This window comes from Erwinia psidii, assembly GCF_003846135.1.
In the GTDB taxonomy this organism is placed as follows: domain Bacteria; phylum Pseudomonadota; class Gammaproteobacteria; order Enterobacterales; family Enterobacteriaceae; genus Erwinia; species Erwinia psidii.
This window is the reverse complement of record NZ_RHHM01000022.1, coordinates 17,800-35,948: the sequence shown is the minus strand read 5'-3', so window position 1 is coordinate 35,948 and position 18,149 is coordinate 17,800. Positions and strand designations below refer to the sequence as shown.

Genomic DNA, 18,149 nt, shown 5'->3' with positions numbered 1-18,149 from the left:
CGAATAAAAATTCCGAAAAAGTCAAATTCCGTCCGTAAACCGTTAGCACACGCTGCCAATGTTTAATTAACATTGGCTGTAACAAGTGCTGGTCAGTATTCCCTGTCAGATGTACTCAGTCCACGCCAAACATGAAAACGTACCCAACAACCTGGCAGGCAGATTTATAACTCATTCAAAATAAACACATACCGGGATTTCCTACGCCCATCAACGTAAATAATTATCATTATGATTCTTATTATCATTTCTATTGGCAACTAAGGCGAATTGAGTCGGAAAGTTCCATTAACACAACATGCTGGTATGTAACCAGTAATTTAGGGCACCAGTCAGGTTGCCACTTTTGCTATCAGGGCGTTGAAGACGGGGCTTTTATGGTTATCCGACATCGCCTCCACTCCCTGAAACAGACTGACGGAGAAGGTTCTGATGACAGAAATAGTGCCAATGGGGTACAGCGGGACGGAACAGCTGAACGATGCGTTACGCCAGGAGCTCGCCAGCGACCTACGCATTCCCGCCAAGACGCTGGCGGCTGGGGACAGCCTTCTTAAACTGGGGCTGGATTCGATACGAATGATGGCCTGGCTACACCGGCTGCGTAAACGCGGCCACAGGATCAAACTGAAAGATTTGTATCAGCAGCCAACACTGGCAGGATGGAGCCGATTGTTGGCCGACAACCCTGCGTCACCAGCCGCGCCTGCAGCCGTCCCAACACCCGCTCAGGCTCACCTTACTGGCTGGCCAACCATGACAGATCAAACGCCCTTCGCTCTGACCCCGGTTCAACATGCTTACCTGGTAGGCCGTGCACCGCATCAGACGCTGGGCGGCGTTGGTTGCCATCTGTACCAGGAGTTCGACGGCACAGGACTGGAAGCTGATACTGTCGGGCAGGCTGTCAGCACCCTGATTGAGCGGCATCCGATGCTAACCGTGTCTTTTCTGGAAGATGGCCGCCAACAATATCGCCCAACTACCCGCTGGCGCGGACTGACCCTGTACGACCTGCAAACCTCCTCAGCTGCGGAATGCGAAAGCCATCTGCAGGCGGTCCGCGAACGCAACGGGCATCGGGTTCTGTCCGTGGAAAAGGGTGAGAACATCGATTTTCAGCTCACCCTGCTGCCTGGTGGACGCCATCGGCTACACGCAGATATTGATCTTCTGGTGATGGATGCGGCGAGTTTCAGCCTGGTATTTGACGAACTGGCCGCACTTCTGCGCGGCGAACGCCTGCCTCCGGTGTCCCGGGAATATGATTTTTGTAGCTATCTGGCACATAGCGCCCATGAAAACCAACATGCCCGGAAACAGGCAGAGGCGTACTGGCTACCACGGCTGAGCACCCTGCCGGACGCCCCTCGCCTTCCTCTGGCCTGCGAACCGGAACAGGCGGGAAAAGTGCGCATTACCCGCCAGCGCCACAAAATCAGCGCCGAAGACTGGGCGCAATTCAGCTCACTGGCCGCCGGATTTGGTATCACCCCAACCATGGCGCTGGCAACCTGTTTCAGCGCCGTGCTGGCACGCTGGTGTAGCCAGCCACGGCTGCTGCTCAACCTGACCCTTTTTGACCGCCAGCCGCTGCATCCGTCGGTGGCCAGAATGATTGCCGACTTCACCAACATTCTGCTACTGGATATCGTTGGGGAAGGTGAACATTTTGCCGCTCTGGCACAGGCCAATCAGCACACCTTCACCGAAGCCTTTGAGCACCGTCACCTTTCAGGCGTGGAACTGCTGCGTGAACTGCGTAAAACGCAAGGTGCCTTCCCGCATGGCGCACCGGTGGTGTTTACCAGCAATCTGGGACAACCACTGTTTGGTCAGGATGTAACGCGTACACTGGGTGAGCCGGGTTGGGGGATCTCGCAGACACCGCAGGTGTGGATCGATCATCTGGCCTTTGAACACAACGGTGAAGTAGTCCTCCAGTGGGACAGCAACGAGGCGCTGTTCCCCCCCGGCCTGATCGGCGAACTGTTTCGCGCCTATGTCGGGCTGGTTCAGTATTTGATCGCACACCCGCAGGCCTGGCAGGAACCGATCCCTGACCTGATGCCCGCGCAACAGCGTGAGATACGGGACAGCATCAACAATGTTGAAAGCCCCCCTGCACCTGCGAAACTGCTGCATGACGGTTTCTGGCAGCGGGTGCAGACACAGCCGGATGCCGTTGCACTGCTCCACGGCGCCAGCCAGCTGAGCTATGGTGAGCTGGCCCGCCAGGCGCAATCCTGTGCCGGGGCAATAGTGGCGCACGGGGTACAACCCGGCGATCGGGTTGCCATCAGCATGTCACGCGGCCCCGGGCAGATTATCGCGGTGCTGGCAGTTCTGCTGGCCGGTGCGGTCTACGTGCCGGTATCGCATGATCAGCCGTTGCCACGCCGCGAGGCCATTTACCGGGGGGCGGACGTCAAGGTGGTACTGACCTGCAGGCGGGATGCCACGAGTGAGGCCCTGGAGGCTATCACCCTGCTGGCCTGGCAGGATGCCATCGAACATGCTCCCCTCAACGTTCTCCGCACGGTTGTCACCAGCTCACCGGCTTACATCATCTATACCTCTGGCTCCACCGGGCAGCCGAAAGGCGTGATCATTTCTCATCAGGGCGCACTTAATACCTGTCATGAACTGAACAGGCGCTACGCCTTGAGTGCTAACGACCGCGTACTGGCTCTCTCTGCGCTGCATTTTGATCTTTCGGTCTATGACATTTTCGGCCTGCTCAGCGCCGGTGGAGCGCTGGTGCTGGTGGACGATGCACAGCGCCGCGATCCGGCCGCCTGGTGCGACGCCATCGAACGCCACGGCGTCACCCTGTGGAACAGCGTCCCGGCTCTGTTCGATATGATGCTCACCTGGTGCGACGGCTTCGCACTTCGCACACCGGAAAAACTGCGGCTGGTGATGCTCTCAGGGGACTGGATCGGTCTGGATCTGCCAGCCCGCTACCGGGAATTTCGTGCGGACGGACAATTTGTGGCGATGGGCGGCGCAACCGAAGCGTCGATCTGGTCCAACATCCATGATGTGAACAAAGTGTCGCCAGCGTGGCGATCTATTCCCTATGGCTATCCGCTGGCGCGACAGAAATACCGCGTAGCGGACAGTCTGGGGCGTGACTGCCCCGACTGGGTACCCGGTGAATTGTGGATTGGCGGCATGGGCGTTGCGCTGGGATATTTCAACGATCCGCAGCGTACCGAACAGCAGTTTGTGATGTACAACGGCGAACGCTGGTATCGCACCGGTGATATGGGCTGTTACTGGCCGGATGGCATGCTGGAATTCCTCGGCCGCCGTGATAAGCAGGTTAAGGTAGCGGGCTATCGTATCGAACTGGGCGAAATCGATGCCGCATTGCTGAAAGTAGACGGAATCAAAAGTGCAGTAGCTGTCGCCCAGGGTGAAAGGGAAAAAACGCTGGCCGCCTTTGTAGTACCACAGGGAACAGCACTGCTAAGTGCACGTCATGCCGATGCGATGCTGCCAGCAGATTACGCTTCCCTGGTGCCGGATTTTAATGCAGTACGCCAGGCCATACGGCCAGAAAAAGACGATATGGCGCAGCTGGTGGCAGGTTTTCTCTGGCAGCATCTCTGCCGCCAGGGCGTTGATTTCACCGACATCATCACCATCAGCAATGTCGCCATTCAATATGGCGTTCAACCAGAACACCGCCTCATTCTCGCCCGGTGGCTCGAACATCTGTGCGAAGCAGGCTTTTTGCGCCCACAGCCGGGCGGAGCTTACCGCAAGACAGAATCATTGCCAGACTTCTGGCACCCCTCCGCTGACCATCCGTTATCAGACGTCGCCAGCGCACTCTCCACTCATCATCAGTCGCTGGAACAGATACTACGTGGTGAACGGGCGGTACAAACGTTGCTAAATCACCCATTCTGGGCACCGGAGCAATTGCTGTTACGCGATCCATCCGCTCAGGCCAGCCTTGCGCTACTTGTTACTACGGTGACCGCTCTGGCAAAAGTGCTTGGACGACCGGTACGCCTTCATGAAGTGGGCGCCCGCAGCGCGACGGCGGCGATAAAACTTCTGCAACAGCTTGATGCGGGCGTGGTGGAATACACCGCCTGGGATGAATCTGCCGAGATGGTGCTGCGTGCCTCGGCGCATCTGCAACACCACGGCACCGCACGGCGCTGGCATAAAGATCTGCCGCACGATGAGCGGCATCAGGCCGATCTGCTACTGGCAAATAACGCCCTCCACCGGCTGGGTGATGACGGTATCCGGGCGCTTCTGGCTCTGGCTGCACCTTCGGCATTGATATGGGTGCAGGAGCTGAGTGAAGCCGCCTGCCTGACTCTGGTAAGCAGCGACCTGCTGGCTGGCGGCGAGGAAAGTGGCGTCAGCCAGAGGCTGCACACCACGGCATGGTGGCAGAAACGGCTGGAACATCATGGGATGCGTACGGTCAGGCATGGCATCGCTGGCGATATGCAATGGCTGCTGCTGAGCGCGCCGGAGACGGTCTGGGTTCCCGACAGCACGAAGCTGTCGGCGGCATTGCATCAACAACTACCCGGTTACATGGTACCGCAGCGCCTGATCTTTGTGGATACGCTTCCACTCACCGCCAATGGCAAAGTGGACCAGCGCGCGTTGCTGGACCACTGCACACAGGATCGACAGCGGGCAAATGTTGAACGCCAGTCGCCAGCCAGCGAAGCAGAACGGGCAGTAGCCGCACTGTGGCGGGATCTGCTGAAAACCAATGATATCTGGCGTGACAGCCACTTTTTCCGGCTGGGAGGCGACAGCCTGCTGGCGACCCGGCTGACCGGGGAACTGAGCCGCGTGGGCTACCAGGGGACGCTGGGCGATCTGTTCGACTTCCCGACGCTCGGCGCTTTTGCCGCCACCCTGCGTAGCAGCGACAGCATCCAGGCAGCACAACTGCGGCATGATGCGGCAAACCGCTATAAGCCCTTCCCGCTCACCGACGTTCAGCAGGCTTATCTGGTAGGCCGCCGACCGGGCTTTAGTCTCGGCGGCGTCGGCTCACATTTCTTCGTTGAATTCAGCGTTACCGCGCTGGATGTCGCACACGTTGAGCAAGCGGTCAATCAGCTGGTCCATCGGCATGACGCACTGCGTACGGTGGTGCGTGATGATATGCAGCTTGTGTTGCCTGAGGTGCCGCCTTATGTACTGCCATGTCACCAGGTGCCCGCACTTGATGGCGCGGAAAGTGTGGCACTGCGTGAACGGCTGGCACGCCAGGTGCTCGATCCAACTCGCTGGCCAGTATTCGATATCCAGGCCGTCCAGGTCCCTGGCCACAGTGCGGCACGCCTGATGATTTGCCTGGATAACCTGATGCTCGACGGTCTGAGTATGCAGATCCTGCTGGCGGAGCTGGAGAGCCTCTGTCTCAAGGTTCCGCAGACGCTGCCGGAACTGGAAATTGGTTTTCGTGACTATCAGCAATATGTACGCCAGCAAGAGGCCAACCCTCTCTCTCAGGCTTACTGGTCACGTCGTCTGGAGAACCTGCCTGCCGCGCCCTGCCTGCCGTTGCGTTGTGAACCGGCGGAAATCGACACGCCGCATTTTACCCGTCTGTCTGCCCGACTCAACGCAACCGAGTGGCAGGCGCTGAAAACCCGCGCCCGCGATGAAGATCTGACACCTTCAGCATTACTGCTTTCCGCCTGGTGCAGCATCCTGTCAGCCTGGGCCCGCCAGACAGAATTTTGCGTCAACCTGACGCTGTTTGATCGTCAGCCACTCCATCCCCAAATCGAACAGGTGCTGGGCGACTTCACCACCCTGCTGCTGCTCGCCTGGCAACCGGTATCCGACTGGCGAGGCAGCGCACAACGGCTGCAACAGCGCCTGCGCCAGGATTTGCTGCACCGGGATGTTTCCGCCATCCAGGTAATGCGTCAGCTGGCCCAGCGTAATGGCGAGGCTGTCGCCATGCCAGTGGTGTTTACCAGTGCGCTGGGTTTTGAGCAGGATCGCTTTCTGGCAGAAAGCGGCTGGATGAAGCCCACCTGGGGCCTGTCGCACACGCCGCAGGTGTGGCTCGACCACCAGGTGTATGAATCTGAAGGTGAGCTTCGCTTCAATTGGGATTATGTTGATCAGCTGTTTGCACCGCAACAGATAGCCGAGGTGTTTGAACAATATGTCAGCCTGCTACGGCGACTGGCGACGGATAGCCACACCTGGCAGTTGCCGTTACAAGCGCTTGTACCTCCACTGAAAAGCGACGGGCTACCGCGGATCGCCACCAGGCAGAAAAAAAGCACCACTCACCCCGCCAGCAGGCCACCGGACGATAATATTGCCGTCGCAGACAGCCCGTTGGTACGCACCCTGTGCAACCATTTCCAGCAGGTTACTGGCCAGCCAGTGCGGCCTCGCCAAACCTTTTTCGATGCCGGAGCCACCTCGCTGAAGCTGGTGCGGTTACATCTTCACCTTACGCAACACGGTTACGTGAATCTGCAGGTCACCGACTTATTCGCCTATCCCTCACCGCTGGCACTCGCAACCCACCTGGAGGATTTATCCGGTGACAATACCAACAAGGGAAACCTCAATGATACGCGCCGGGATCTGCTGGCTCAGCGTAAAACCAGGGCAGAACGCCGTCGTCGGAGCACATCATGACTATTGAAGAACTGTTGAATCACCACTACCCCGACAGCGAGCCGCTGGCGGTGATCGGGCACGCCTGCCGCTTTCCTGAAGCCGGAAACAGCGATGCCTTCTGGGACAATCTGCTGGCGGGACGGGAATGCAACCGACATTTTTCGCGCCAGCAACTGCTGGACGCGGGCCAGCCTGCGGCACTGATTGACGATCCCAACTACGTGCCCTGCGGAACCGTGCTGGAAGATGCGGACGCCTTCGATGCGGCGCTTTTCGGTTATTCCCGTCAGGAAGCAGAACTGATCGACCCGCAGCAGCGCCTGTTCCTGCAAATTGCCTGGCATGCGCTGGAACATGCCGGATATGCGCCAGGTTCAGTGGCGCATAAAACCGGTGTCTTCGCGGCTGCACGCCTCAGCACTTACCCCGGACGTGAGCCTGTTAAACTGGCTGAGGTAGCTCATGTACGTAGTCTTCAGTCGCTGATGGGCAATGACAAGGATTATGTTGCCACGCGAGTGGCGCACAAGCTGGATCTGCGCGGCCCGGCACTCACCGTGCAAACGGCCTGCTCCAGCTCGCTGGTGGCGATCCACATGGCCTGCGAAAGTCTGCGTTCCGGCGAGTGTGATATGGCGATTGCCGGGGGCGTGGCCGTATCGTTCCCGCAAACGGGTGGCTACCTCTGGCAGCAGGGGATGATCTTCTCCCCTGACGGCCACTGTCGGCCATTTGATGCACAGGCACAGGGAACCTTTGCCGGTAATGGCGTGGCCGCCGTGGTGGTGCGCCGCCTGGCCGACGCCCTGCGCGATGGCGACCCGGTGGTGGCGGTGGTGCTGGGCAGCGCGGTCAATAATGATGGCAGCCAGAAAGTGGGCTACACCGCGCCTTCCGTTGCTGGTCAACGCGAGGTCATTGCCGATGCCTGGAGCCTTGCTGGGGTAAAAAGCCAGCAAATCGGCATGATTGAAGCCCACGGCACCGCCACCCCAATGGGTGATCCCATCGAATTACAGGCGCTGCACGGGCTGTTTCATGCGTCCGGTGAAGGACCAATCTGCGCACTGGGTTCAGTGAAAAGCAACCTCGGTCATCTCGATACCGCCGCCGGTGTTGCCAGCTTCCTGAAAGCAGTGCTGTCGGTCAACCACGGCATCATTCCGCCCACGGTAAATTTCAGCGAGGCCAACCCGGCCCTGCATCTGGAGCAAGGCCCATTCTGTGTACCAACAACAGCACAGGCATGGAACCCTCCGGTGCGTATCGCAGGCGTCTCTTCCTTTGGCATCGGCGGGACCAATTGCCATATGGTAGTGGCATCACTGCCGGAGGCGTTGCGCCCGCCGCAAAACACCACCAGCGAAGTCCGCAGCGATCAAGCCGCGCTGTTGCTCAGTGCGGGTAGCGAGCAGGCATTACGACAGCTGGCGGGAGCATACGCTCAGGATCTGCAACAGAAATCCGTAGCGGATCTGGTATATACCGCCCTGCATGGACGTGCACTCAACCTTGACTGGCGTCTGGCTGTACCGGTATGCGCGGAATCAGCTGAGGCGCTGGCCGCCTTCTCCGTCGGTGAAGAGGAGATCCTCGTACACTCTGGGCACGGCACACCTGACAAACGGGTATGGCTGTTTACCGGTCAGGGATCGCAGTGGCCCGGCATGGCGAAAAACTGGTATGACCACTCTCCGGCCTTTGCAGCGGCTCTCGATCACGCTCTGACAATCTTCGACACACAGATCGACCGTCACTACCATGACGATCTTCGCCGCGCCCTGTTAGAGCAAGACCACGATCTGTTGCAGCAGATGACGTTTGCTCAGCCCGCCATTGTAGCCTTCGAGCTGGCGATGGCGGCCCACTGGCAGGCTCATGGGCTGGTGCCTGACCAGGTTATCGGACACTCCGTGGGAGAGTTCGCCGCTGCCGTGGTGGCCGGACATTACAGTGCGGAGCAGATCATGCCACTGGTACGGCGGCGTGGCGCGCTGATGGACAGCTGCATCGGCGGTGCCATGCTTGCGGTCTTTGCAACAGAAGCAGAAACGCTGCCAGTGGCACAGCTTCTGAACCTTGACCTCGCCGCTTACAACGGCCAGCGACACCTGGTTTATTCAGGCGAGCGGGAGGCGATAAAACAGATGGCGGCAACACTGGATGACCGGGGCATCCGCACTCATCTGCTTAACGTCACCGGTGCGGCACATTCGCTGATGCTGGATCCGGTGCTGGACGAATTTCAACAGGCCTGCGCAACGTTGCAGGCTCAGGAAGGCAGGTTGTCACTGATTTCCGGTCTGACCGGTACTGCGGTTTCGGCGGAAGAATTAAATCATTCCACCTTCTGGCGACGTCATATGCGCCAGCCGGTACGCTTTATCCAGTGCCTGCAGCACGCGGTGGACAAAGGGGTCGGACTGTTTCTTGAAATGGGGCCAGAGGCCTCGCTAACCAGCAGCGGAGAGCGGGAATTTCCCGATGCTGCCTGCTGGATTGCCAGCGCCAGACGTAATCAGCCAGCCGCACAGCAGATGAAGCAGGTATTACTGCGCCTGTTTGCCGCCGGCGTCGAACTGCCGTGGCCGTCGCTCTTCCCAGCTGGCGGCAGAAAATGCCACGGGCCGCTCTATCCTTTTGCACAACAGCGCTACTGGCGTGACGCTGGCATGGATATCGGGAGGGAAACCGTTCTCCTGCCAACAAAGTTGCCCAGCGCGCACAGTGTGGTGGACCGCGAAGGGCGCGAGCTGGATCTTCCCCGTCTGGAGGCGCTCTACCGCTGCGTCATTCGCCTGCATGCGATTTATGTCGACCGGCTGGTGCGCCGCTGCGTTGGAGACGCTGTTGATCGCGGCGTCACCGCGCTGGCGATCCTGCGCCGCGGAAGGCTGTTGCCGCGCCACCGCCAGCTTCTGGTGCGTCTGCTTAATGCCTGTGTCGAAGATGGCTACCTGCAACGCAGCGACGATAGCTATACCACGCTTGTTCCCGCGCCCCATGCCGATCTCCCGGCGCTGCTGGACAGCCTGCAGACCTGCTGTGAAGGTCTGGATGTTATCCCGGACACGGTGCAGCGCGCCGGAGAAAACCTCTACGCCATGATGAGTGGGGAAGTGGAACCCGTTGCGGTGATATTCCCGGAAGGCGCATCCCGCGGCGTCGAAGTACTCTACCAGGATTTCAGCTTTGGTCGTTACTTCAACCAGATTGCGGCAGGGGTGGTAACCGACCTGCTGCGCCAGCATCGGAGCGGCGGGCGGCCACCCAGCTCCTGGCGTATCCTTGAGGTGGGTGGCGGTACTGGCGGCACAACGGCATGGGTGCTGCCTGCCCTGAAAGAACATACCGGTGTCCACTATACCTTTAGCGATATTTCGCCACTGTTCACCCGGCGCGCCGCAGAAAAGTTCGCTGATTACAACTTTGTCAGCTACCGCGAGTTCGATTTGCAAAAAGGGGCCGCCGGCCAGGGTTTTGATCCGGGCAGCTTTGATTTGATCGTTGCGGCCAATGTGATCCACGCCACCCAGCATGTGGGGAACACGCTGGCAAATCTGCTGCCGCTACTCAAACCGGGGGGCAAACTGCTGATGCGCGAAATCACCCGACCAATGCGGCTGTTTGATTTCGTTTTCGGACCGCTGGTACTGCCACTGCACGATGAAGCGGCGCGCGGCGGCGAACTTTTCCTCACCACAGGACGCTGGCGCGAACAGTGCCTGGCGGCGGGATTTGCCCAGGTGGAATGGCTGCCGGAAGATGGCACGCCCACCGCGGGGATCAGTGAGCATATTGTGCTGGCGACGGCGCCCGGTAGCGTTGCCACACAGGGTACGCTGGCGCTGGCAGAGGGAATGCTGGGCCAGCCGCTAAGCAACGAAGGCAGTTATCTGGCGGACTGGTCAGACTGTGCCGGACAACAGGAGGCCTGGCGGCATCGCCTGGAGGCCGCCTGTGCGGAAATGGCCCGTCGTCATGGCAACGGGCGTTCAGCGCCTTTGCCCACAACGGATGTACCGGAATGGCTCAGTCTGGTCCGGCTGCAATGGCACGGCAGACCGGGGGGAACGCCGTGGATGGAAGTGGCTCTCTGTCGCCCGGATGGACACTGGCAATCCCTCACCCCTCACTCCCTCCTGCCGCAGGCTTCCGTGCCCGAAACGCACTATGACTGGTCATGGCAGCGCGCCGGAAATAGCGGAACACCTGCAGTATTGTCAGCGGGTAACTTCCGTCTGGTCGGAGATACCGATGGTGAGCTGGCCACCGCACTGAGGAAGGCCGGAGTAATGCCGGCCAGCGACGCGGTGCTGGTGCTTGTTCCCCGTGCCGGGGATTTGGCTGGCGTGTCCGCCCCGCTGCCCGACATACTCGCAGAGACGGGCATCCAGCGCATTGTGGTCGTGACACATTCGGCCTGGGCACCCAACACAGGGGAGACGGTGGACGCCATTCAGCACGCGATCTGGGGGATGATGCGCACCGCCGCCACCGAGCTTGGCAGGCAAAGTCGCTCCGTCTCGATGATCGATCTTTCACCCGCATCGGGCTGCCAGGATCTGGCCATCGGCCTGCAAGCGATAAGCGGCGGCGAACCGGGCGTTGTTGTCCGTCAGGGTGAAGCCTGGTTCCCGCGTCTGGTACCTCAACCGTGGGCCGCACCTGCACTGAGTGCAGAAAGCCTGGCGGAAAATGGCTGGTATATCGTCACCGGTGGGCTGGGTGGGCTGGGACGCCTTAGCGCCCGCTGGCTGATTGAGCGAGGTGCACGCCGCGTTGCCCTGCTGGTTCGGCAGGAAAATGCAGACAGCGCCGCACTGCTCGCCGACTTGCAACACAGCACTGTCTGCAAAATTGTTTGTCTGGTGTGCAACGTGGCCGATGCTGCGGCGCTGACAGCAACGCTGGCGAAACTTGACGGCGACGGTGGTATCGCCGGGGTGATCCATGCCGCAGGTATTCTTGACGACCATCCTGTCACGGCGCTTAACCCTCAGCGGCTGGCCCCGGTGCTGGCGGTAAAGGCCGATGCTGCCACCACGCTGCACCGTTATTTGGCCGCAAGAGACCAAACGGCATGGCTGTTACTCTATTCCTCTGCCGCTGCCACCCTGGGCAGTGCAGGCCAGGCGGCCCATGCGCTGGCCTGTGCTTATCTCGACGGGTTGGCGTATGCCTCACGCGGCGAACGCGTGCAGGTTATATCGATTGCCTGGGGAGCCTGGGGCGAAACCGGTCATGCAGCACAGGCCGGAATGCAGCAACGCCTTGCCGCAGAAGGGATGGGAGTACTGAGCGATGCCGAAGGCGTGTGGCATCTGGAACAGGCCATTTCCCGTGCGGCACCCTGGCGTCTGGCAATGCGTATGCTGCCAGACAGGCTGGATGAAACGCGTAAGCGACTTCTGGGGCTGCATCAGCCAACGCCTCTCCCGGTTGATGAGCCCATTCCATCACCTGCAAGCGTCAGCAAGACAACCCGCGATTTGCCAGCCGATCAACTGCGTGATGCGGCAGCGGTTGCGAAGTGGCTGATGACGCAGATTGCGGCACAGCTACGTCTGGATACGTCCGCACAAGTGGCACCTGAGCGGGATCTGGTCCAGCTGGGGCTGGACTCGCTGCTGTTCCTTGAACTGAACAGTACTATTCAACGACGTCTTGGGGTGAAAATCGACGCCGAAAAAGCATACGCAGACTTAACGGTAAACGGTCTGAGCCAGCTGATCATCAGTGAGGCAGACAGCGCCCGACCCCATCCAGACAACAGCGTACAGCTGCAACACGACGCGGCGGGACGGTTCGATCCGTTCCCACTGACACCGATCCAACATGCCTACTGGATGGGACGTACTGGCCTGATCGACTTTGGTGGCGTCGCCTGCCATGTCGTGTTTGAGTGGGATTTACGTCATGACCAGTTTGATCTCCCCCGTCTCGAACAGGCATGGAATGCGCTGGTGCGTCGCCATGATATGTTACGCATGGTGATTGCCGACAACGGGCTGCAGCGCATTCTGGCAGAGGTGCCAGAGTACAAAATCGCCCGGCACACGCTAATCCATCTGCCGGCGCAACAGCGCCAGGAGGCACTTGAGACCACGCGGCAGGCGCTCTGCTCGCGCGTTTTGCCAACCGACCGCTGGCCGCTGTTTGAACTGATCGCCAGCGAATGCGACCCCGAACATTACCGGCTGCATATGAATCTCGATCTGCTGTTGTTCGATGTGCAGAGCTTCAAGGTGATGATGGACGATCTCACTGCGTTCTACCAGGGTGAAAACCCGGAACCGATGCAGATTACCTTTCGCGATTATGTTCTTAACGAACAGGCTCAGCGCCTGCAACCGGCCTGGCTGACTTCCTGGTGCTGGTGGCAGACACTGCTCACCGATCTGCCCCCGGCGCCGGCCCTGCCGCTGTCGCCAACGCAGACCCGCGCCCAGCCGCACTTCACCACCTGGCAGGACCGGCTGGACGCCGACCGCTGGGCAAAAATAAAACAGGCCTGTCAGCGCTGGGGCGTGACGCCATCAGCGGCACTGATGACACTGTTCGCCGTCACGCTGGAACGCTGGGCGCGCTGGCCCGCCTTTACCCTTAATCTGACCTTTTTCAACCGTCGGGCGGTGCATTCAGAGATGCAGCAACTGATTGGTGATTTCACTTCAGTGCTGCTGATTGACTTTGATCTGGACGATGCATCCGTCAGTCTGCGTCAGGCTATTGAAAAGACCCAGCACCGTTTGCGGCAACGCCTGGCGCACAGTCAGGTAAATGGCGTGGAGCTGTTGCGTGAACTGGGGCGTCTGCGTGGACAGTCACGGCAGCCGCTGATGCCGGTGGTCTTCACCAGTATGCTGGGGATGACCCTTGATGGCCTGGCGATTGACCAGGCAATGACTCGTTTACTCGGCGATCCGGTCCATGTCTTTACCCAGACGCCGCAGGTCTGGCTCGATCACCAGGTGATGGAAATTGACGGTGAGCTGGTGTTCAGCTGGTACTGCATGGACGAGGTGCTCGCCGCAGGCACGGCAGAAGCGATGTTCAATGATTTCGGCGCCCTGCTGCTGGCGGTAGCAGAAGACCCGGCGCTTATGGAACAACCCCGTCAGTGGCAGAGAGCGCTTTCCGACACCGTACCTCCCTGCTGGCCAGCGGTGATTCCTGGCTCCCCCATTAGCCTGCGTGATGTGGAGCAGGCCGCCCGTCAACAGCCCGGCATTCTGCTGGCAGCGGCACAATGCAACGCTGAAACCGACCAACTGTCCGTCAGAGTGGTGGCGGCTGAACGTGCTTATTCCGTGTCACACAGCCCAGCGCTTTCATCACTTCTTCCCATGTTGAACGGGCTGGATGCCACGGCGCAGGCACAATTTGATGCGATATGGCACGGGCTGGAAGCCCATGCCCTGCATGGCATTGCCATGACACTGGTGAAGCACGACCTGTTTATCCGTGAGGGACAGCGGGCCGGGCTGGATGAAGTCTGGCAGCGGTTGAAGGTACTGCCGCAGTTCCAACGCCTGGTGCGGCAATGGTTACGCGCGCTGGCAGAGACCGGGTGGCTAACCCAGGAAGGAACTACATTCACCTGTCAGCGTTCGCTCAGGCAGGTACCAGCATCGTCCGGGATACCTTCATCCCGATGGGGCGATGCACTGAGCGCCTATCTCGATCGCAGCATAGGGCAGCATAGTGCGCTATTGCAGGGCAGCTGCTCAGCGCTGGAACTCTTCTTTGTGGACGACCATGCGGTAACCCGCGCGCTCTACGCCGACAACCCGGCAGCACAATGTGTTGCAGCAAATGTGCAACACATTGTGGATACCCTGACGGCACAGTCCACCTCCGCCACGCCATGGCAAGTTCTGGAGGTCGGTGCGGGTACGGGTGCCACCACCGGGTCGGTGCTGAGCGGGCTTGGTGACCAGTGCCATCGCTATCATTTCACTGATGTCTCCACCCTGTTTCTTGATGATGCCCGCACGCGTTTTGCAACACGGGACGATATGGCATGGAGCCTGTTTGATATCAATCAGCCGGTGGACTATACGCAGCATCCCGCCGAAGGTTACGACCTGGTAGTGGCGGCACAGGTAATGCACGACGCCAGTCATATTGTTCGTTCGCTGAAACGTCTCGCCAGCCTGATGAAACCGGGTGCGCGCTTGCTGCTGATTGAAGCGACAAACCGCGACAGCCAGTTGCAGATGGCCAGCGTCGGTTTTATCGAAGGGTTGGGCAACTATCAGGATTACCGCCTGCTTGAAGATCGCGCCATGCTGAACCTTGAGCAATGGCACGACGCATTGCAACAGGCCGGGTTTATTCCTGAGCTTGCCTGGCCATACGAGGCGGTCTCTCCGTTGCATCAGCATGTGATTGTGGCGCGGATGACCCGGGCAGCGAAGGCGGACTGCACCGCACTGCAACAGGTGCTACAGCGACAGTTCGCCGCGACCGCTCCCGCACTATCGGTGGTGCAATGCGAACCGCTGACGCTGTGTGCATACGACGATACTCCGCGCCCCTCTCAGCCAGAAGTGGGCACCTCAGCCATACCCGCGTCCGATAACATTACACCGCAGGATGAGACGTTAATCAAAGAGGTTGCGCGGGTCTGGCAGTCGCTGCTTGGCAGGCCGGTCAGTGCACAAACGGACTTCTTCCAGAGCGGCGGCGACAGTCTGATTGCCACCAGAGCGATCGCGCAACTTAACCGTGCCGGTATTGCCGGAGCCAGTTTGCAGGCGTTGTTTGATCAACCGACGCTGGCCGGTTTTTGCCGCACCCTCAGCGGTCGCCGCCAGGCCATCAATCCGCTGCTGGTGCCGCTGACCCAGGGCAGCAGCGGAGAAACCGTGCTGGTCTGCCATGCATCGGATGGCGGCGTGACGCCGTATCTGTGCTTCGCACAGGCGCTGACGCAGCCGGTGTGGGGACTTCAGGCCGCGGAAACCATCACGGAAAAGAGCCTGACCGCGCTGGCAGAAGCCTACGTGCAGTCAATTAACGACCTGGCCGAAGGACAAACGCTGACCCTGGTCGGCTGGTCGTATGGCGCAAGCGTCGCTGCGACCATAGCCCAGTTGCTACATCAGCGCGGCAGGGCTATCCGGCTGGTACTGATTGATCCGGTGTGTGGCAGGGATTTCGCGCCAGGCGATCTGTCGGCGCTGATGCGCCTGATGCTCAGGGAACGCCATATTTCCCTGCCGGACAGCTGGGAGCGGTTACCGGAAAATGCCCGCATTGATGCCTTTATTACCCATGCACTGGCCGCTGGCATGATAGCCCAGCCAATGAGCGCCGGGGAAGCGCGGCCGTGGCTGACGCGCGTCTTACATCTGCTCACGCTGCAGGCGGAGTATCAACCAGGTCCGGCGGTTCCGGTGCCCTGCTTATGGCTGGAGGCAGGATCTCGTCCGTCGCACTGGACGCCCACGAAAGAGGACTGGGCCGGATGGAAAGCATCATCTCAACGTCATACTGTCGACGCCACTCACTGGCAACTAATGGATGACCCGGAAATCGCCGGAGAGCTGGCCTCGCTGGTCACTCAGTGGCTGAACCAGATATCCTGTCAGGAGCAAATGCCATGAATACAACCGCTGTCAAAAAGAACCGCCGGGTGTTAGTCGCCGGGGCCAAATTCGGTGAAATTTACCTTAACGCTTTTATGCAGCCGCAGGCAGGGCTTGAGCTGGCCGGGCTGTATGCCAGAGGCAGCCGCCGCGCTCAACAACTGGCGCACGCCTTTGGCATCCCGCTGTGGACCCGCGCGGAACAGATCCCGGACGATATTGACATCGCCTGCGTGGTGATCCGTTCAACGGTTGCCGGGGGAGAAGGTAGCCAGCTGGCAGCTGAATTGTTGGAGCGCGGTATCCATGTTTTACAGGAGCATCCGTTACATCCTGACGATATTGCCCGTCTGCAGAAGCTGGCACAGCAACGCAATCTGCTTTATTGGGTGAACAGTTTCTACCCTCATCTTCCGGCATGCCGTTGTTGGATTGATAAGGCACAGCGTGTTACGGCACTGCTGGACGGTGAACGTCCCGTCGCCGCTCATCTTGCCACCAGCCGCCAGCTGCTCTATTCCACGCTGGATTTGCTATTACAGACCTGCGGTGTGACAGATGCAGGACAGGTCACTGTCGCCACAGCGGGTGACGCAAACGACGGCTTCACACTGGTTGGCCTGCAACTGCCCGGTGCAGGCCAGGCGACACTGCACCTGCAATCCTGGCTGGACCCTGCCGACCCGGATATGTTCAGCCTGGTAATGCATCAGGCCACGTTGTTCTGGCGATCCGGCTATCTGACGCTGGCCGCAAGCCACGGTCCGGTGGTATGGACGGGCGCTTTCCACGATGCACAGCACCATAACTGCGACCGCACGCTATATCGCTACGCCAGTGAAGTCGACAGTTACGCACAACCCACGTCGGTGGTGCTACATCCGGTGGAGAGCTGCTGGCGGGATGTTTTTGAAGTGGAGGCCGCTACCGCCATCGGGCAGATATTACAGTCAATGAGCAAGGTGCTGGCAGGTAGTCCGGTTCCCGCAGCCTTTGACTCAGGGTATCAGCTGTCGCTGGCCCGCCTGTGGCTCGACATCGTGCAGGCCGTTCCCGCCGTAACCAGGCAGCTGACACCACCACCGCTGATTAGCTGCAAGGCGCTGACCGACGCCATACCCACGACAGGAGAAGCAAATGGATAAGCTGCTGGCGGGGCAGACTGTCGGAGAATGTTCCGTCGGGCTGCATCTGGTGCTCTGTCCTTTTGCCGGTGGCAGCGCCAGCGCCTTCCAGGGCTGGCGCGACAGTATGCCAGGAGGGATTGAAGTGTCGCTGGCGGTCTATCCGGGGCGCGATCGCCGGATGAAAGAACCCTGTGTGAACAGCATCAATGCGCTGGCTAAGGATCTGCTTGAGCAACGCAGTTTTAACAGCATTGCGCCGCAGCGGCTGGTGATTGCCGGTCACAGTATGGGTGCTCAGGTAGCATTTGAAGTGTGCCGACAGCTGGAGCACCGGAATATCTTTCCACGCGGCCTGGTGCTCTCTGGTTGCCATGCACCACACCTCACCGGGCGAAAACCGATCGGCCATCTCGCCGATCATGAGTTTATCGCCGGACTGGTGGCGATGGGCGGTTGTTCGCAGACGCTGACTGACGAGCCTGCTCTGTGGCCCATTTTTATGCCCATGCTACGGGCAGATTTTACCGCCACGGAGCAGTACCGCCATGCGTCACTGCCCTCTGCTGCTGACCGGTTGAAGACACCGACTCTGCTGGTCTGCGGCAGTGCCGATCCTGAGGCATCGCCCGCTGAGGTTGCTGACTGGAAAGCGTGGCTCAACAACCCACTGGGACCGGTATCCGTTTCCGGCGACCATTTTTACATCACGCGGCGTCCTGCCGCTTTTCTTGAACACATCAGGCGCTGCTTTGACAGAAGCGATTCATACGCTTTCAGGTAAGGA

The 18,149-nt window shown here is 59.7% G+C and carries 3 protein-coding genes and 1 pseudogene; all 4 read left to right on the top strand.

Annotated elements, in window-relative coordinates; translation table 11 throughout:
• Positions 1-432: 432 nt before the first annotated feature.
• Positions 433-6,537 (top strand): annotated as a pseudogene (locus tag EB241_RS19810) (amino acid adenylation domain-containing protein); the annotation flags it as partial.
• Positions 6,538-6,656: 119 nt separating this feature from the next.
• Entirely contained in the window at positions 6,657-16,256 is a 9,600-nt protein-coding gene (locus EB241_RS19805) for a type I polyketide synthase (protein WP_124234796.1), read from the top strand.
• Entirely contained in the window at positions 16,253-17,383 is a 1,131-nt protein-coding gene (locus tag EB241_RS19800; RefSeq protein ID WP_124234795.1) for a Gfo/Idh/MocA family oxidoreductase, read from the top strand. The genes EB241_RS19805 and EB241_RS19800 overlap by 4 nt, the downstream gene beginning before the upstream one ends.
• Positions 17,376-18,146, top strand: a complete 771-nt coding sequence (locus EB241_RS19795; RefSeq protein ID WP_124234794.1) for a thioesterase II family protein — start codon at positions 17,376-17,378, stop codon at positions 18,144-18,146. Before EB241_RS19800 ends, EB241_RS19795 begins: the two co-directional genes overlap by 8 nt.
• The last annotated feature ends 3 nt before the right edge of the window (positions 18,147-18,149 follow it).

Coding starts and splice junctions, on each gene's coding strand:
- EB241_RS19805 (WP_124234796.1), top strand. CDS start 6,657: ATGACTATTGAAGAACTGTTGAATCACCACTACCCCGACAGCGAGCCG.
- EB241_RS19800 (WP_124234795.1), top strand. CDS start 16,253: ATGAATACAACCGCTGTCAAAAAGAACCGCCGGGTGTTAGTCGCCGGG.
- EB241_RS19795 (WP_124234794.1), top strand. CDS start 17,376: ATGGATAAGCTGCTGGCGGGGCAGACTGTCGGAGAATGTTCCGTCGGG.